12 protein-coding genes are annotated in these 16,185 nt (G+C 50.1%); 3 read left to right on the top strand and 9 right to left on the bottom strand.

Annotated elements, in window-relative coordinates; genetic code table 11:
• Positions 1-327 precede the first annotated feature (327 nt).
• From F3J40_RS00005 to F3J40_RS00015, 3 genes are all read right to left on the bottom strand, one after another.
• Positions 328-690: a hypothetical protein gene (locus F3J40_RS00005; RefSeq protein ID WP_167011777.1), complete on the bottom strand. Its 363-nt coding sequence runs from the start codon at positions 688-690 to the stop codon at positions 328-330.
• 35 nt (positions 691-725) lie between these two features.
• A complete protein-coding gene (locus tag F3J40_RS00010; RefSeq protein ID WP_167011779.1) occupies positions 726-7,535 on the bottom strand; it encodes a hypothetical protein in 6,810 nt (2,269 codons plus the stop codon).
• A gap of 640 nt (positions 7,536-8,175) precedes the next feature.
• Positions 8,176-8,904, bottom strand: a complete 729-nt coding sequence (locus tag F3J40_RS00015; RefSeq protein WP_167011781.1) for a GntR family transcriptional regulator — start codon at positions 8,902-8,904, stop codon at positions 8,176-8,178.
• Between the two features lie 243 nt (positions 8,905-9,147).
• Between F3J40_RS00015 and F3J40_RS00020 the strand changes: the two genes are divergently transcribed.
• Entirely contained in the window at positions 9,148-9,876 is a 729-nt protein-coding gene (locus F3J40_RS00020) for a GntR family transcriptional regulator (RefSeq protein ID WP_017348919.1), read from the top strand.
• A gap of 349 nt (positions 9,877-10,225) precedes the next feature.
• The gene (locus tag F3J40_RS00025; protein ID WP_167011783.1) at positions 10,226-11,056 is read left to right on the top strand and encodes a transporter substrate-binding domain-containing protein; all 831 of its coding nucleotides are present in this window, start codon (positions 10,226-10,228) and stop codon (positions 11,054-11,056) included.
• 137 nt (positions 11,057-11,193) lie between these two features.
• Here F3J40_RS00025 and F3J40_RS00030 read toward each other — a convergent pair whose 3' ends face one another.
• The gene (locus F3J40_RS00030; protein WP_167011785.1) at positions 11,194-12,192 is read right to left on the bottom strand and encodes a 4-hydroxyproline epimerase; all 999 of its coding nucleotides are present in this window, start codon (positions 12,190-12,192) and stop codon (positions 11,194-11,196) included.
• Between the two features lie 245 nt (positions 12,193-12,437).
• On the opposite strand from F3J40_RS00030, the gene F3J40_RS00035 reads away from it, so the two are divergent.
• Positions 12,438-13,229 carry an SDR family NAD(P)-dependent oxidoreductase gene (locus tag F3J40_RS00035; RefSeq protein WP_017348922.1) on the top strand — a complete coding sequence of 264 codons (792 nt, stop codon included), beginning with the start codon at positions 12,438-12,440 and terminating at the stop codon, positions 13,227-13,229.
• A 38-nt stretch (positions 13,230-13,267) separates the two neighbouring features.
• Here the strand turns inward: F3J40_RS00035 and F3J40_RS00040 are convergent, their stop codons facing one another.
• The 5 genes from F3J40_RS00040 to F3J40_RS00060 form a co-directional block, all read right to left on the bottom strand.
• A complete protein-coding gene (locus F3J40_RS00040; protein WP_167011787.1) occupies positions 13,268-13,708 on the bottom strand; it encodes an EamA family transporter in 441 nt (146 codons plus the stop codon).
• A 361-nt stretch (positions 13,709-14,069) separates the two neighbouring features.
• Complete coding sequence (locus F3J40_RS00045) at positions 14,070-14,333, bottom strand: biofilm development regulator YmgB/AriR family protein (RefSeq protein WP_167011789.1); 264 nt, start codon at positions 14,331-14,333, stop codon at positions 14,070-14,072.
• Between the two features lie 48 nt (positions 14,334-14,381).
• A complete protein-coding gene (locus F3J40_RS00050) occupies positions 14,382-14,678 on the bottom strand; it encodes a hypothetical protein (RefSeq protein WP_167011791.1) in 297 nt (98 codons plus the stop codon).
• Between the two features lie 149 nt (positions 14,679-14,827).
• Entirely contained in the window at positions 14,828-15,073 is a 246-nt protein-coding gene (ycgZ, locus tag F3J40_RS00055) for a regulatory protein YcgZ (RefSeq protein WP_167011793.1), read from the bottom strand.
• Between the two features lie 211 nt (positions 15,074-15,284).
• A complete protein-coding gene (locus tag F3J40_RS00060; protein ID WP_167011795.1) occupies positions 15,285-15,974 on the bottom strand; it encodes a TetR/AcrR family transcriptional regulator in 690 nt (229 codons plus the stop codon).
• Positions 15,975-16,185: the final 211 nt, after the last annotated feature.

Here is a 16,185-nt window from a genome sequence, read left to right on the forward strand (position 1 = left end):
CGCCGCCTGAAGTTGTGAAAAAGTACTTTCAAAACCCGCGAGGCTGAGAAATATTTGACGCTACCGCGTCAATTCAAATTCCCCTCCCACCTCCTTCGGTGGGAGTACCCTTTGAAGAAAAGATGGCTGACTCACCTGCCTTCATAAATCGTAGATAATCTTATAGTGCTATTTTCTCTCTTAGCACTATGCCCACATTACGCGGGTAAGATCAGCCTGAGCCTTCTGGTAATGAATAACTTTCTGTTGACTGCTAAGTAAGCTGTCCGGCTTTCGGTTCTATCCGCCATGAAAACTGAGTGTTTGTGGCACTTCTTCCGTCGTCTGTTATATACATATCGTTATAATGAGAAAATCTCCCCCCCAGTAAGAATCACGCCACCGGGTATGTTCAAGTGTGTCAACGTCGAAAATGCCCCGCAGGTCAGCGTCAGATTCGATGATTTTATTCAGTTCTATCCCAAATTCTTGATGCCAGTCTCGGTTTCTCCCGGTGCGCAGCGTGATAGAGCCCTTTTTGACCACGGTTCTGCTCTTACCATTTTCAACAACTACATAGCTAAACGCGTATTGGATTTTTGTTCCAACAGGAAGATCAAAGTCTGGCAAATTCAGGGAGGTCAGTGCTTTCCAGCCTTCAACGTCACCTCTAAATATATTTTCTCGCTGCATTCCTGTATGCACTGCCATTGTCTCTCTATCCCACCTTCCAGAACTTCGCCCTGCTATGTGGGTACGGCGAGTATATTCCACGTAAATTCTTGTTCGGTGGCCTCCGAATTTTCGGACGCATAGACAGCATTATAATGTGAGTTGGGGTCGAGATAATTCAGGTTACTGCTCCCTCCTCCTCCATGGCCATTGTGTTGGACATTAAACACCCCGAGAAGGGCATCGTCCCCGTTTATGATATGGTTTAGCTGCTGACTGAAGTAGGTATGCCACTTGCGGTTATTGCGCTGGTCAGCCGGTATGCGGACTCTCCCACTAATGGTTGTTTTTTGACTATTTCGAACATAGCTGAAACGGTACTCAATGCATTCTCCGGGATGAAGATCAAAATCTGATCGGTCAATTGACGTCAGCGGCCTCCAGCCGTTACGCTCCGTGGTATGAGGACTATTCTCACTCACTCCGCGATGGACAACCAGACGTTGTGCACTGTCAGTCGAGCCAGGTAAGTTAGTAGACTGTTGCATGGTATTACTGGCATTTTCTCCCGTCGGCACCATTGCCTGGTGGACAGTGCGTATTGTGCTGCCTGTTGCAGTGGAATAATTCGTTGGCGGCGCGGAGGCGAGTCTATTGTTAACATTAATGCTACCTGAACCTTGCCCACTCCCTGATGGTGTGCCTGAAAGAGTGCTGACCGTTGAGGTGTTTATAGTGGTATGACTAACAGCGTTTGCTCCATTTACTTCTACTGAGCTGTACCATGCAGGGGATTGTAACAATGTTCCATTTGGCACAGTTATCTGCGCATCATTATAGGACGAAAAATTACCGAAAGGAGATGTTGCTGTCCCCCCTCTTACTGGGGCCAATTTTACTAAAAATTGCGGTTGTCCTGCCATTGCCTCCTGCCACTTGGACAGCCAGTTATTTTTCGTACTTATAATCGCTCCAGTTAAATCATATCTTTCAAACTGTCCCGCAGTGAGATCAACTACAATATCAACACCGTCTTTTTTTGCCATCACGACATAGTGATTTACGGGAATAGTATTTGTACGCCCATTCCGCCAGATACCTAGTTCATGCATTTTTACATCAGTGTAGCCATTTAGCTTAAGGGCTATAGCGACATCTTTGGCGGCGTTAGCACAATTTTCTTTTGGACGCATCTGGTAGATATCGTACTGCCCCCCCATACTTGAGCGTAGTTGTTCCTTCGTACTGTCAATCACCGCAGTTTCTGCATCAGATAAATCAGCCTTGGAAGCTCTGGGCATTACTGGCTCGCGATGAGGAAGTGCGGGCTGTCGTGGAGCCGCAGCATTACCTCCTGTACTGGCAGCACGCGTATTAACCCGCGACTCGCTATACCCTGGACGATTACTGCCTGAAGAGTATCCTGAAGAAGAGCTATTTGGTTCAACGTTTCTCGATGACTGGCTAGTGGTATCTGCTATGCCTGGCGATCTGGTGCTGACAAAATCACTTGATCCAGGTGTAGGGCGACGGCCAGTCTGCTTAGCGGCAATATTACTTGCAACGTCTTCACGCGCCATTCGCGCCGCTGCGAGATACTGCTGCGGTCTGGTGCTGGCGATTTTTAGCAAATCACGAACTGTCGTCACGTTAAACACAGCAAAGAGAATGGCTTGAACTAAAAGTTCATTTTTCGCAGCACGGTATGTCTCTGGCCGATCCGCATTATTTACTTGAACCGCCGTCATTGCGATATCTGCCACTTCTATTAACATGCCAACACCGATTGCTGCGTAAGGATTCCCTGACGCGGTCAACGTCGCAACCGTTGCTACTGCCGCTAATACTCTTAACGCTGTCTGCGCCTTTTCCGTCCAGAATTGGGTACGCTGCTCTGCAGTGGTAAATATAGCATAGTCAACATTGGACTCTATGCTATCCATATATCTGTCAAGCAGAGATGAGAAAATATTATCTGTGTCATCGGTATTGTTATTGCCTGAACTATTGAATGATAATCTCCATTCTGTTTTAAAAGTCGAGTGGACATCACCCCGGTTAAAAAGGGAAAGATGGGCATTAATGAAATTAACAAGTCTAGGGTTATAAATCTCCCAGCTTGGGAAAGTAACATAAGTATTGTTGGTTAACGAGATGTAAATCGTCATCTTTGGGCCTACCAATGCCAGCACACCTGGCACCGGATAGGTCGACAAGCCTGCCATAGGACCCAAGGTATGATTTCTTGGCATTGTTAAATCAACCAAAGAAATATTTAGCTTCCCATTACTATAATCATTTATCATATTGCTCACTTCTTGCTCATCCTCAGTTGCTTCAGGTTTTGTTTCAATATCTAAATATAGGCCTAGCAGGATATTGTTTGTTCTTTTTTCAAAGTCAGAAATATTGGAAGATCTAAACTCCTCATTTTCCCTCAGGGTTTTCAATTGATTTGTCATACTTAGCTGTGTTTTTGTCGTTATATTATTAATTTTATCTCTGGTGAATTGATTCATTCCTATAACATTAATAAATGCTCTCATTGAACTGAAATTTATTTCTTCATGCCGGAAGGGCTCACCCAGAAGAATTTGTCTTAATGTATACTGAAGAGATGAATCCGGAAGTTCCGTGCGCAAAAATGGCGTAATATACTGAGATCTGAATTTAACATGATATTTTTTATCGAGATCTTCCTGTTTGATAATAAGCCCCTCTTCTGCCGCCTTTTCAATCAGCACGGTATCCACACCGGCACTCTCTGCCTGGTTTATATTATTGTACTGATTCTGACTTTTTGGCTCGATATCAATGAAACGGATATCGGCACTGGAAGCTCTACTGTTTCCCTCAGCTTTAAAAAAGTTGAAACCATCACCGGTACCAGTAGCAATAGTGGGATGCTGTGAATCATAGCCGTTAATGTGTACAACCGAAACCCTGTTGCTTTCTGGTTGTGCCTGCATATCTGCTTCTATTTGTGACAGGATGTTCTTCTGCCATGTCCCAGATGTATCTTTCTCCTCGCCCATGTCTTGCGGATAATATATTTTTGAGAAAACTATATTTCCTTCACTGTCATTCAGAATGAATAACATGCCTTTCCCCTTGGGGAAAGACTTATCCGTTTCTGGGTCCCTCAGAACACCGACAATCCGATTATTACTTTGAAAGTCAGCCGGCCATTGTTTGAAATCACTGATCCATTTAACGTATTCATCTCCAGAGACCATACCCTCATAAATAAAGTAATTTTCGGCCACAAGAATCCTGAGATCTTGCTTATATTCAGGGGGCAACGTGCTGTTCTTAAACCAGAGATTCCTTTTAATTTTACTCTGCGTGCCAAGCCACGTGACCAGTGAAGCCCTGTCGCCAGAACTAGCCACTGACGAGCCATGCCAGTTTTCCCAGTCTTGCGTTATATAGGCGGTATCTTGTTCGTCTTCGTCTTCGTCTTCGTATTCAAACACACCTTTATCGGGATTGTAGCTCCACCAATATAGCTCTCGCCCTTCATCCGTATTTTCCGTTAGTGCCTGACCCAGCAGTTTTTCCCCTGCCTGCTCCGCCGCAAACAGCGCGCTAATTGCCTCACGCTCAATGCCCAGCAGCTCACACAGCCACCCTGTCACCCGCGTCCACAGACTCTCGCCTTCTGTATTAATACCAGCCAGGAATGTCCTGAGCGCAGCATCCGAGTACACCCCGGCCACAAACTCATGCAGCGCCACTTCCGTATCCTCCCTTTCGCCCAGATAGTAGGCCAGTTCCGGCGGCACTTCTCCCCTGGCCTGCCATGCCGCAGCTGCTGCTGCCCGCAGAGATGCCAGCTCCGCGCACGCCTGGCCCGCCTCAGAGTCGGGATTACGCAGCCCCTCGTCCAGTCGCCGCGCGGTCAGCGCGTGCGCGATTTCGTGCAGGACTTCCTGTTCTTCTGCATCAGCCCGCAGCGAGATAACCCCGCCTGAACGGTTGTAACTGAACTGACTGCGCTCCACAGATGATAACCTCTCCAGCCGCAGCGGCGGTTCTCCCGCTGCCCGCTGCGCCCGATACTGCTTCAGCAACGTTACCGCCAGCCGCTGCGGGCCCGCCGGCCCGTCAGGGTGATTCACTATGGCCTCCAGCGCGGTTGCAACCTCCTCACCGGCTTCCGCCGTGGTGGCGATAGGTTCTGCATCGGCGTCGTCATCTGTAGCAGATATCTCCTCTGACAGGCGTTGCAGCGCCTCTCGCGTCTGTTCATTCTCCTCAGCACTTTGACGAGCAATATGCGCTAGCACTACCGCTTTGACAGCGCCCGCCATGCCGCTCATCCCCAGCTCAGCCGGCAGTTCCCGCGCAACACGTACGGCCGCACCTGTCGCATCCCCCTGATAAATCTCATACAGCAAAGAGACCAGGCCTGCTGCTTCACGCACCGGTTTAACCAGGCCAAGCGCCGTTTTTGCCACGACCTGGCTCACCGCAGTTTGCCTGTACTGACGTGCTTCCAGCCGCGCGCTACCTTCTCCCAGTCTGACTCCCGCCGCGCCTTTACGGGACACATACGCTAACCGCGCACCGGTTAACAGCGAGCGGATAACAATGCGCAGCGGCAGTGCGGCCAGCGAAGGCAGCACACCCACACTGCCAAATATTGCTGAAATACCGAGCCTGACCAGACTCCGGATGGCCGAGTTTTGCAGCACCCCGGCCATTCCTTTCTGCGTATGTAGCATCTCCGCCATCGTGGTCGGATAAAGTGTGGTACCGACCTCCGCGTTCACCATCTCCGTTTTGATACGTTGCAGCAGCACATCCCCCTGCCTGTCATGTTGCTTCGCCAGCAGCGGCAAATAATTTTTTATCAGGGTCTGAAACGCCGCATCATACTGCTTTCCGCGCTCTTCCTGTCCCTCAGCTGGCTGATTTTGCAGCCACTGCGCCTTCCGCTCCTGATGCCATACCGCAATGCCCTTGGCCAGCATTCCGCTGCGTGAAAAACTGGCGGGCTCCCGACCAGCCAGCTGGCTAATCTGCGCGTTCAGCAGGCTGCGGACTTCTTCCATCTGCTTTAACCACGGCGTGAATATCGCCGACAGCGACTGATTTTTTTGCGCTGAACCAACTATCGTGTCCGGAAGCTTAGCTTCCTCTTTTTCCAGGGCGGTAAGGTAATTGATATGGCCATTCAGCTCGACAAAAAAACCCTTCAGCGCGTCGGCTGAGTGCGAGCTCTGTGCATCAGTACTCAACACCTCGCGGATAAGCCGCTTCAGGTTGTCATGGTCTCCCCCGCGCGACAGGACGGCGGTCTTTTCAATGAACGACTCCAGCGCGGTTTGCTCCTCTGCAACGGTTGTCTGCCAGAAAACCCGCTGCTGTCTCAGTGCGTCATCAAGAAACTGCGTTTCGCCCGCTGCCAGCAGGTCTTTCAGCGTTGCCTGATGCTGTAGCGCCTCGGATAACGGCCGGGCCGCCAGGTGGATACGCTGAATATTCGCCATCGCCTGCTGGAGCAGATCCTTAACGATCCCCCCCGCCTGCAAGACCGCCGATTTTTCTTCCTCCGTCAGCGTGTGCATGCCGAGGGCATCCTTTAGCCGATCCGTTTTTTCCGTAAACTGCGCCGTTAAAACACGTTCTGCCCGCCAGGCTATCTGCTCGGCTGGTCGGAAAATAAAAGGCGCATGCGTGGTGATCGCCTGCCAGGCGCTGGCCAGGGCGTTCTGTAGGTTCTCAGCGAATTTTCTTTCCGGAGAATCCCGAAGTAAATCGTTTGCCGGTACTGCATTTTCAACCACAGAGTGCATCTCACTGACCAGAGCAGTCAGCTTTTCACAGCTCCCCGTAATATAAGTGAGGAAATTCAGCTCCCGCCCGGACAATGAAGCCTTATCCCCTTTTTGCGTCAGCTTTAGGGCGGCGCTACGCGTCAGCTTAATACCCTGCAACAGCAACGCCAGCTCACCGGTGAGTGACGCCGTATTCACGCCATCAGCCGGGTCGTCGGGCTCTTTGTCCAGTAAAGCGCCAAACCCTGTTAACTCATCAGCCCCGTTAGTTTCTGCCCTGTCTGAACCGCCCGCGGTCGTCGCCAGACTTTTTTGACGTAAACCCCGTTCCTTCCAGGTCTCTGCGTGGATAAGGTTATTCAGTTTTTGGCCAGCCAGGATTTTTCCGCTCTGGCTGTTTTCTGTCAGCGGTCCTCTGAGGTTTAAAGCATGAAACTCAGGCAGTGGCAGTCGCTTTATTAAAGTGTCACGTGCCCGGTTTTCTGTGTCACGCCATGAGCTCAGGTCAGTCTCCCTCAGCCGCATAAGCAGGGCGAACGTCTGTGCAAGGTAGCCACTCAGCCGCGATGCCAGTAAATCTGTCTGCTGTTTGTGCTTATCTTTGTCGGTAGCAAGGCCCTGTTGCTGGCGGTTTCTGTCCGACAGAATTTTCTGGCCGCTGGTATTGCCGTCGTAATTCCTCTGGCGGAAATGAATATATTCTTCAATGAACGTGCCGAAATAATTAAAAACACTGCGTTTATCTTTGCTGTTTTTCAGTGAGGCAAGTTTTTCCAATATCGCACCTGGAAGAAACCCTTTATTTCCCGACAAATTCTCAATTAACTGTTGTATATCAGACTGGAGTTGTCTGAGAGAATTCACCCGGAAATAATTTCTGTTTTTACCCAGCAGAGAGAACTCCATGAATTCAGGAAATTGTATCTCTATCCCTTCAATGATATGCCTGCCCATGTCGGCATCAACAGGACCAGCATGAATAACAGGTGAAGAGGTAGCGGAGACTTCATTATCACGAGTTTTAATGTCCTGTTCTTTATCACTCGCCGATGACACATCAGTATTATGACTGTTTTCCTCAACCATATTATCTAAAGGCATAAAATCCTCCGGGTGACTACAGTGATTAAATTACGGAAGTGATCTTTCTAACATCTGTATTGACTCTGAGGCGGATGTTTTTTTATAATCTGAACGTTTTTACGCTGGTTATTATCGGCAATGATAAATACTGTGATACAGAAATAGGAGCAGTCTCGCCTGCAGTTATAAATGGTATAACGCGCCCCAGGATTGTCTGTCTGGCTGGGGTGACGTCTGAGATTCTGGGATATCTCTCTGAGCAGCTATCTACCCATGTTCAAGGGGTTGTTAGATTGTCTGGGACATGCAGCCCAACAAAAAACATACTTTGCCCCACTCTTCACATCAGCTTTCGAATTCTGCTCGAAAGTATATGTGATGTTGGCGGTACCGCCACTGGCTTGCGCCAGAAACGTCGGGTTCCGACACTGAAAGTCGCGGGAATACTGATAGATCGGAGTTTAGCACACAGAATGAATCGGTGAAGAAGGTGAAGCGGCAGGCCACCCAGTCAGCGTCAAAGCAATGGGCAGTGCCACTTCAGGACCGGCGGATGGCCATGAGCCGTTTTATAATTCAGTCCGTTGATGGTCAGTTCTGAAGAGGTGTTTACACTGAAATGTAAACAGGTTCAGGCTACCGACTTTATTTTTCCCATTCAGGGATAATTCACCGGAATATTGGCGGTCAGGTTACGATCGAGGAACTGCATAAACCGCCCTTTAAACTGCGTCGCATGCAAATGGGCAAATTTCTCTGCCATCTCCGCATCTTGCTGTTCAATCGCATTGACGATATCCACATGGTCGCTGGAGATCTCCTCGGCGGTGAGGTGCTCGTCCAGCGTCTGAAACTGGAAGTGCAAATGCAACATACGCCGCCCCTCTTCCAGTAATCGCCGATAGAGATCGGCAAAATAGACATTGTGCCCAGCGGCGGCAATCACCATGTGAAACTCATAGTTTTTTTCAATCATCGACTGGCTGTTACCCGATTTGATGCAGGCCGCACAGGCTTTTTCATAGGCTTTCTGGGCTTTGCGAATGGCAGCCATCTGATCTGCAGTGCGGTGAATGGCCGCCAACCGTGTGACAACACGCTGCAGTAAATCCAGGGCATCGAGAAATTCGGGGATGCGGCCAAAATCCATAGGAGCAACAGACGTGGTCCGGTTGGGCGAAATCATCACCAGTCCATCGGCCGAGAGGCGCACCAACGCCTCGCGAATCGGCGAGCGTGACAGGGCAAAACGTTCTGCCAGGCTTATCTCATCAACCGCACTGCCCGGTGCCAGCTGCATAGTTAAAATTTCATCACGCAAAATGGCATACACCCGCATCGCGCCGGTTTCTCTTTGATTATTCGTATCACCCACATATTTGGTCATGTGCTCTTCCATTGTGTTCACAGTCAGGTCGCCAAAAAATGCAAAATGTCGACAAAAACGCTGCTATAGTCGTCTTTTTAACGTTATCACAGATGACGCAAGCAAACAGCGCAGAATCTCAGCGACATCAGAAAACCAGAATTTGGTGTAACAACCCGCACTCGCCGTGCGAGAGGGAAAGATTGCTGTATATTAGGGCGATGAAGCCGGTGCCTGAAGTCATTACTATTCACGGAAGTTGACATGATCAAAAAAGAAAAAGAGAACCCAACCCAAAAAGAGACCGGTGCCGTTCGCGTCTATGGCGTCCTGCGTGATGAAATTTTAACCATGAAACTGGCACCAGGCAGTGCGATTGATGAAGTGAGCCTGGCGGAGCGTTTCACTTTATCCCGCTCGCCGATTCGTGAAGCCCTGGTCCGCCTCTCCGCCGATGGTCTGGTGACCATGTTGCCTAATCGCAGCACGGTGGTATCACCGATGAATTTCAGCCAGATCCCCGAGTTTCTGGATGCGCTGGATCTGGTTCAGCGCGTCATCACCCGACTGGCTGCCATGCACCGTACGGAAGCGCAGCTTATCGCGATTCGCAAAGCGGAAGTGGCCTATGAGAAGGCGTTGAAAATCTGCGTGAAAAATGGCAACAGCCAGGGGATGATCGAAAAGAACTATGATTATCACATGGCCATTGCGGAAGCCGCCCACAACAGCTACTTCACCGATGTTTATCGTCGTTTGCTCGAAGAAGGCCGCCGTATGCTGCACCTTCACTTCCAGTTCCAGACCCTGGATGAGCATAAAACTGCCGATCAGATTGGCAGTGACCACAGCCTGATCACCAACGCGATTGAAGCAAGGGATGTTGAGTTGGCGGAGAAATATGCTCATCAACATGCCGCGCAATTCCGTGGACGTTTCATGCAGTTCCTCAACCGTAATCTCACCTCAGACGTACAGATCAACTACCCCTGATTCCCTTCTCCAGGGCAGCGATGACACGATCGCTGTCCTGACCCCCTGGTTCTTATTCCCTGCCGATTTTTTGTCTCTGGCCTTCAGGCTGCAACGTGATTTTCACACCAATAAGTCGACTCAATGTCGACACAAATAACAAAACCACTAAAAAATAAAACCTATAAAATTCAACAACTAATAAAAATTAACCCACTGTTTTAAATGCAATATATGAAAACCCTATCGCAAAATCAAACTATCACAATTGACATTGTAGTCATTATGTCGACAAATGTGATGGCAATTTGATCAACACTTTCATCACTGATGTTATCCACCTGGGTGTTATAATTCTGAGGGTACATACATGCATAAAGTCACTTGTTTTGGTCGCAAACTGTTCGTCACTGCAGCACTGTTGGGGACATCACTGCTGAGCCTGCCTACTCACGCTGAAAGCAACACAACCTGGCAGCAAGTCCGTCAGGCGGGCGTACTGCGCTGTGGGGCTGCGGCATCCGCGCCATGGGTGATGCGCGATCCTAAAACCGGCAACTACAGCGGACTCTTCCCGGATCTGTGTCGCCAGTTTGGTGAGCAGGTTCTTAAGGTAAAAGTCGAGTTTGCTGATACCTCCTGGGACAACATTGTCGCCGGGCTGCAGTCAGGTAAGTGGGACGTTTCCCTGTCACTCAATGACACACCCGAACGCCGCCAGTCGATTTCGTTTACCGCCCCGGTGGTGGATTACAGCGTCGACTTTGTTTACAACAAAAATAACCCTCGACTGCCGAAGAAAATTACCTCTCTGGCTGACATCGATAAACCGGAATATACCTTTGCGGTGATGTCAGGCACGGCGCAGGACAAAGCCATCAGCAGCGTACTTAAACGGGCCAAAATTATGCGCCTGCCCGGCTTTGATGAAACCCGCCTGTCTCTGATGTCAAAACGTGCGGACTTTCTCGCGGATGACAGCATGAGCAATACCCTGCTGTTACGTGCCCATCCTGACTGGGCAGCCGCATTCACACCAAACCCACTGCTGGCAAAACAGAGCATTAACTTTGGCGTCCGGAAAGATATCCCGGCCGCCGACCTCGCCCAGTTCGATCAGTTCATCAAAGCGAAACAGGCTTCCGGTGACGTTAAAAAAATGTCCGATGCAGGTGTCGACCTGGCATTAGCGCAGAAATAACCCCTTATGCGTGGGCGCACGAATTTACAGGTGCGCCCACCTGTTTTTCGCCCTGTCTCGTTTTCTGCTGCTTTAACAATCTGGATGCCAAAAAAAACCCGCCTACACCAGGGCGGGTTCAGGGCGTTGCACGGCAATCAGGCAAGGAAACCAGAATAGAACGGCTGTTCATCATCAATAAAGTGGCTGGAGCGACCGGTAACATAAGCGACGCCCTCCACGCTTGGACGCACAGCAGGTGTGCCATTACGCAGGGTCAGATGCTCTTCAACCCGCCCCTTGAACGTGGTGCCGATGATGCTCTCATGCACGAACACATCGCCAATATCTTGCAAACCACGTGCAGCGCGCAGTGCAACGCGGGCTGACGTCCCGGTTCCGCAGGGTGAGCGGTCAATGATTTTTGGCGTCGCAATCACCACACCACGCGCGTCTCCGCCAACCTGTGGCGCGCCACCCCACATGGTGTGATGCACGCCACGCACATTGGGATCTTCCGGGTGCACCACATCAATCACCTGCGGGATAAGCTTCACCAGCACCTGCGCCATGCGACGCAGTTCTTCTGGCGAATAGTCAGCGCAGTCACGGTAGTTCGCCTGGCTTTCGACGATCGGGTAGAAGTTACCGCCATAGGCGATATCGAAGTGAATGCGCCCTAAGTCGGGGTGATCAATTTCAACATCTTTCGCGAAAACAAAAGAGGGAATGTTAACAAAGCGCACTTCGGTCACTTTTGTGCCATCGAAAACATAGTGTGCTTCGACCACACCCGCGGGGGTGTCAAGACGCAAAACGCCAGGTGTCTGCGGGGTAATCAATGCATTTTCGATTACAAAGGTGGTGAGCCCCACCGTGGCGTGGCCACACATCGGAATACAGCCGGAGGTCTCCAGGTACAGCACGCCGGTATCACAATCGGGTCGGGTTGATGGGACCAGCATGGCACCGGACATCATTTCATGGCCGCGCGGCTCACACATGATCCCGGTCCGCATCCAGTCAAAGCGCTCAATAAAATCCCGCCTGCGGTCGCTCTGGGTTGCACCTTCTAATTCAGGCTGGCCGGAGATGATTAAACGCACGGGCATACCCGCAGTATGCCCTTCAATACACTCAAAATTATAGCGTGCCATGCTGAAACTCCGACGTCATAAGTTATTGATATAGAGCGAACTCATTACGTAGTAAAACCGTAACGAGCTCATTTTTTAATGTCGTCCAAATGTCGACAAAACAAATACTATATGTAATCTTAAGGGACTGGCAAGGGATTTATAGGCGATAAAAACAGCGCCTGATATCCCCTAGACATCGCGTGTTGTGGCTGGTCAATACCGGGACACAACGCGCACTCACTCAGAGTCGGGAGATTGGATTGATGACCATTAAACAGAATGGATTAGTCGCCGTTGTCACGGGCGGCGCGAGCGGAATCGGTGAAGCGACAGTGCGGAAGTTTGTGGCGGAGGGCTGGCAAACCATTATTGCCGATATCAATGAAGCGCGCGGTCTGGCGATTGCTGAAGAACTCAATGTCAATGGCGGTCAGGCGACCTTCCGTAAACTGGATGTGGCCAACAAAGATGACGTTGACGCATTCGCCTCTGAAATTTATGGTCGATTTGGTTCCGTCAGCGTCCTGGTGAATTCCGGCGGCGTGTTACAAAATGCCACGCGTATCACCAACATGGCGCTGGAGGATTTTGACCGCATTATCAATATCAACCTGCGCGGCACGCTGCTAATGGGACAAGTTTTCGGTGCCAGAATGATTGCCGACCAGGCGGGGTCGATCATTAACCTGTGTTCACTCACCACCTACCAGGCACACCCACAGCCCGCCTATGCCATGAGTAAGTCGGCACTGAAAACCTTAACCGAGGTCATGGCCTCTGAGTTTGGTCCTGCTGGTGTGCGAGTGAATGCCGTTGCGCCAGGGTATACGCTGACGCCTGCGATGAAACAGCGGATTGAAAGTGGTGAGCGTAACCCTGAAGCTGTGATTGCGAAATCCGCACTGCGTCGTTTCGTTGAACCGAGTGAAATCGCCGATGCGATCTACTTCCTCTGTTCGCCCCAGGCAGCCGCCATTACCGGTGTGGTCTTGCCTATCGACTGCGGCTGGCTGGCGTCCTCGGTGTATGCCGCAGCGGCGGCACAACCGGCGTAAATGCGAAGCGTGCCAGAGATGGCACGCTTTATCGTGAATCAGATACGCAGTGATAAAGTCACAACGCCAACAGCGATGAGCCCTAGCCCGATCCATTCGCGAATGGATGGCCGCTCGCCCAAAAATACGCAGGCAAACACCGCGACCAGTACCACGCTCAGTTTATCCACCGGGGCGACTTTAAACGCTTCACCCACTTTTAACGCTCTGAAATAGCAAACCCATGATGCGCCCGTCGCTAACCCGGAAAGCAGCAGGAATAACCAGGTCTTACCGCTTAACGTGAGTGGGTTAGTCCATTTCCCGGTAAACACCACAAATAAACACAGGATGACAATGATAAAACCCGTTCTGATCAGCGTCGCGAGATCGGAATCAACCCCCTGAATTCCAATTTTGGCCAGAATTGCCGTCATAGCGGCAAATGCAGCCGACAGCAGTGCCCAGACCAACCAGTTGTTACTTGTAAGAAAAGACATGTAAATCCTCGTCGTAAATCAGCATGATGAAATCCGTTGTTAAGGGGAGTTTGAGGCTGTGGGGATGCACTGATTTTCACCCACGCCCGCAACCGTTGGGTGGGTTAAAGCCCACTTTATCACGCAGATGCGGGAACCGTCACTGACGGGTCAGCAGACCTGACCAGGGTGAAATAACCTGCCGAAACAATGGACAACGTACTGACCGTCATGCACAGATAAACCAGGGGGAGGAGTATGACTTCGCTCCCAGAGACTAACTGCCAGTGGGAGCGATGCTGAAAACACCCTTAAAGGGGGGACAGACGCCGTAGGCGGGTTTTAACCGTCTGTTCTCAGGGCTATAAATGCGTATGCTCAGTTAATCATCCGGCGTATAGCCAACGACGATCTCAAGCGTTCTACGCAGTACGTCCGCCTGCGCAACATCCGTGGTCGACTCTAGCGCCTTAACAAGACTGATAATGACTGACTTATTACTGACCCGACCTTCCACTGCCAGGACGTTACGAATAATGATATCCAGGACAGCGGCCTCTTCATTGAGTGCAACACTCGCGTTACGGAAATGCTCGGCCAGCTCAATATTGGGTAACGCTGAGTACAGATCGACTGAAGTCGGCATATCGGTATCCCGTAGTTCAAGGTAGTGGTTAGTTAAGTGTTTTTGGGCTTAATGCTTGCGGCTGTTAGCCAGAGAGTGCGTCTCCAGAAAGGCATGACTCGATTTCCCCTCAATTTCTCCCATCTCCTCAGGAAACTCCTGACTTACGGATTTAATACTCATCCGCACCTCCCGCAGAGCCAGCATGACATCATTGCGCCTGGCCGAATCCTCAGCCAGTTTATGCATGGTCTGTAACTGTGCGACAAGTGCACGAAGGGTTACCGGGCCTGCCTGTTGAAGCAGCGCCAGTGCAGCTTCCCCAATGATCTCATCTATTCTCTGCTGTGGATTACTTCTGCTCATACCTGTCTCTGATGACGACCTTCCTGACGACATCTGTACGCCAGTTTTTTATCGCGATTGATGTGTGATTTTTTATCATCCACGCGTCATACACAGTGATGCAGGTTCAGAAAACATGATGCCGTATAACAGTGGAATCAGGCTGAAGCTCAGCCTTCTCGATCAAACAGCAGCCCAATCAGTTGATGATATTGGTGCTCTTCCTCAGCATTGCCTGCCCGTTCCAGACGACCAAGAAGTTTGGTGCAGAGGGATTTACGGTTAAGCGTGCGGCCTTCTCTCAGGATCTCGACAACAATCTGCCCCAAAATTTCCTGCTGGGAGGGCAATGAAGCCTGACTAAAATACTGCTGCATGGCTTCCGAAGGGCTCTGAGTGTATTCATTTTGACGCATATGTTTACCCCATGTAGTTGGCCGGCATCTGACCCGGTAAGTTGTACAACACCCTAAAAGCTGTACAACTATAATCAATCTCCGAAAACAATTTTTTAGCAAAAAGTGCGGGGATAACGGATGTTTAGCGGCAAAACGGGGGAAATACATCGCTTCTCCGGGGATTGATATCCCCAAAACAGGCTGAAGGATTCACGCCAAAAATTTCCCGTTATTGTCCAGGCGCGGGAGCTGTCAGCCAGGCAAGCACCATCTCAACCGCATGACGGCGCTGATTCTGGATATTTTTCTTCTTGCTCAGATCTTCATCCAGCACCACCCCAAGGGTATGAATGTTGGAAAAATAGAAATACCCCAGCGAAGAGATCGAGATGTAGAGGTTTTTCATCTCAATGTGCTGACGAAAAATCCCGGCATCCTGCCCTTTTTTGATCACATGATTCAGCTTATCCATCAGCGGCGTATAGAGTAGCTTGATGTTCATCGATTGCCGCAGGAAACGGGCATTCTGCACGTTTTCATGGGTAAGAATGCGCACCAGACGGGGATTTTTGGCAAAACTGTCAAAGGTGGATTCAATCAGTTTACGCATTGATTCCACCGGATCAGGATCGTCAAAATGAATATCATGCTGCGAGGCACGTAGCTTCTCATAAGTGTCCGTCAGCCCCGCGATATACAGCGCCTCTTTGCTGTCAAAATAGCGATAAATCAGGCTTTTATTGGTCTGCGATTGTTCCGCAATCGCATCCATACGCGCGCCGTCAAATCCCCGTTCGGTAAATTCATCCAGCGCAGCATCAATAATATGCTGGCGCGTACGCTGTGGATCGCGAATGCGTTTTTTCTTTATCGCAAGGTCGGTCGCGACCTCTGCTGCGGGAGGTTTCTGCTTCAGCATGTACTGTTCTCATCGTGGCCGTGTCGGGAATCCCCGCCACTCTGTTACTCATCCGTCCTGTTAGAAAAGCATAAACCCCGCCCCTCTCGCCAGATGTTTTACATCACAGAAAAAACATTTTTGTCGACAAAAAGTCGTCATAAAACCCATAAATTCAATATAAGTTATTGATAAATAATATCTATATGATGTTTTTATGGCTTTAAAAACC

Origin of the sequence: Candidatus Pantoea multigeneris, from assembly GCF_011752615.1 — a bacterium.
In the GTDB taxonomy this organism is placed as follows: domain Bacteria; phylum Pseudomonadota; class Gammaproteobacteria; order Enterobacterales; family Enterobacteriaceae; genus Pantoea; species Pantoea multigeneris.

Bases quoted from the DNA above. Each gene is read 5' to 3' on its own strand.
- F3J40_RS00045 (WP_167011789.1), bottom strand. From the start codon at position 14,333: ATGCCGACTTCAGTCGATCTGTACTCAGCGTTACCCAATATTGAGCTG.
- F3J40_RS00030 (WP_167011785.1), bottom strand. From the start codon at position 12,192: ATGGCACGCTATAATTTTGAGTGTATTGAAGGGCATACTGCGGGTATG.
- ycgZ (WP_167011793.1), bottom strand. From the start codon at position 15,073: ATGCGTCAAAATGAATACACTCAGAGCCCTTCGGAAGCCATGCAGCAG.
- F3J40_RS00020 (WP_017348919.1), top strand. From the start codon at position 9,148: ATGATCAAAAAAGAAAAAGAGAACCCAACCCAAAAAGAGACCGGTGCC.
- F3J40_RS00060 (WP_167011795.1), bottom strand. From the start codon at position 15,974: ATGCTGAAGCAGAAACCTCCCGCAGCAGAGGTCGCGACCGACCTTGCG.
- F3J40_RS00035 (WP_017348922.1), top strand. From the start codon at position 12,438: ATGACCATTAAACAGAATGGATTAGTCGCCGTTGTCACGGGCGGCGCG.
- F3J40_RS00005 (WP_167011777.1), bottom strand. From the start codon at position 690: ATGGCAGTGCATACAGGAATGCAGCGAGAAAATATATTTAGAGGTGAC.
- F3J40_RS00050 (WP_167011791.1), bottom strand. From the start codon at position 14,678: ATGAGCAGAAGTAATCCACAGCAGAGAATAGATGAGATCATTGGGGAA.
- F3J40_RS00010 (WP_167011779.1), bottom strand. From the start codon at position 7,535: ATGCCTTTAGATAATATGGTTGAGGAAAACAGTCATAATACTGATGTG.
- F3J40_RS00015 (WP_167011781.1), bottom strand. From the start codon at position 8,904: ATGACCAAATATGTGGGTGATACGAATAATCAAAGAGAAACCGGCGCG.
- F3J40_RS00040 (WP_167011787.1), bottom strand. From the start codon at position 13,708: ATGTCTTTTCTTACAAGTAACAACTGGTTGGTCTGGGCACTGCTGTCG.
- F3J40_RS00025 (WP_167011783.1), top strand. From the start codon at position 10,226: ATGCATAAAGTCACTTGTTTTGGTCGCAAACTGTTCGTCACTGCAGCA.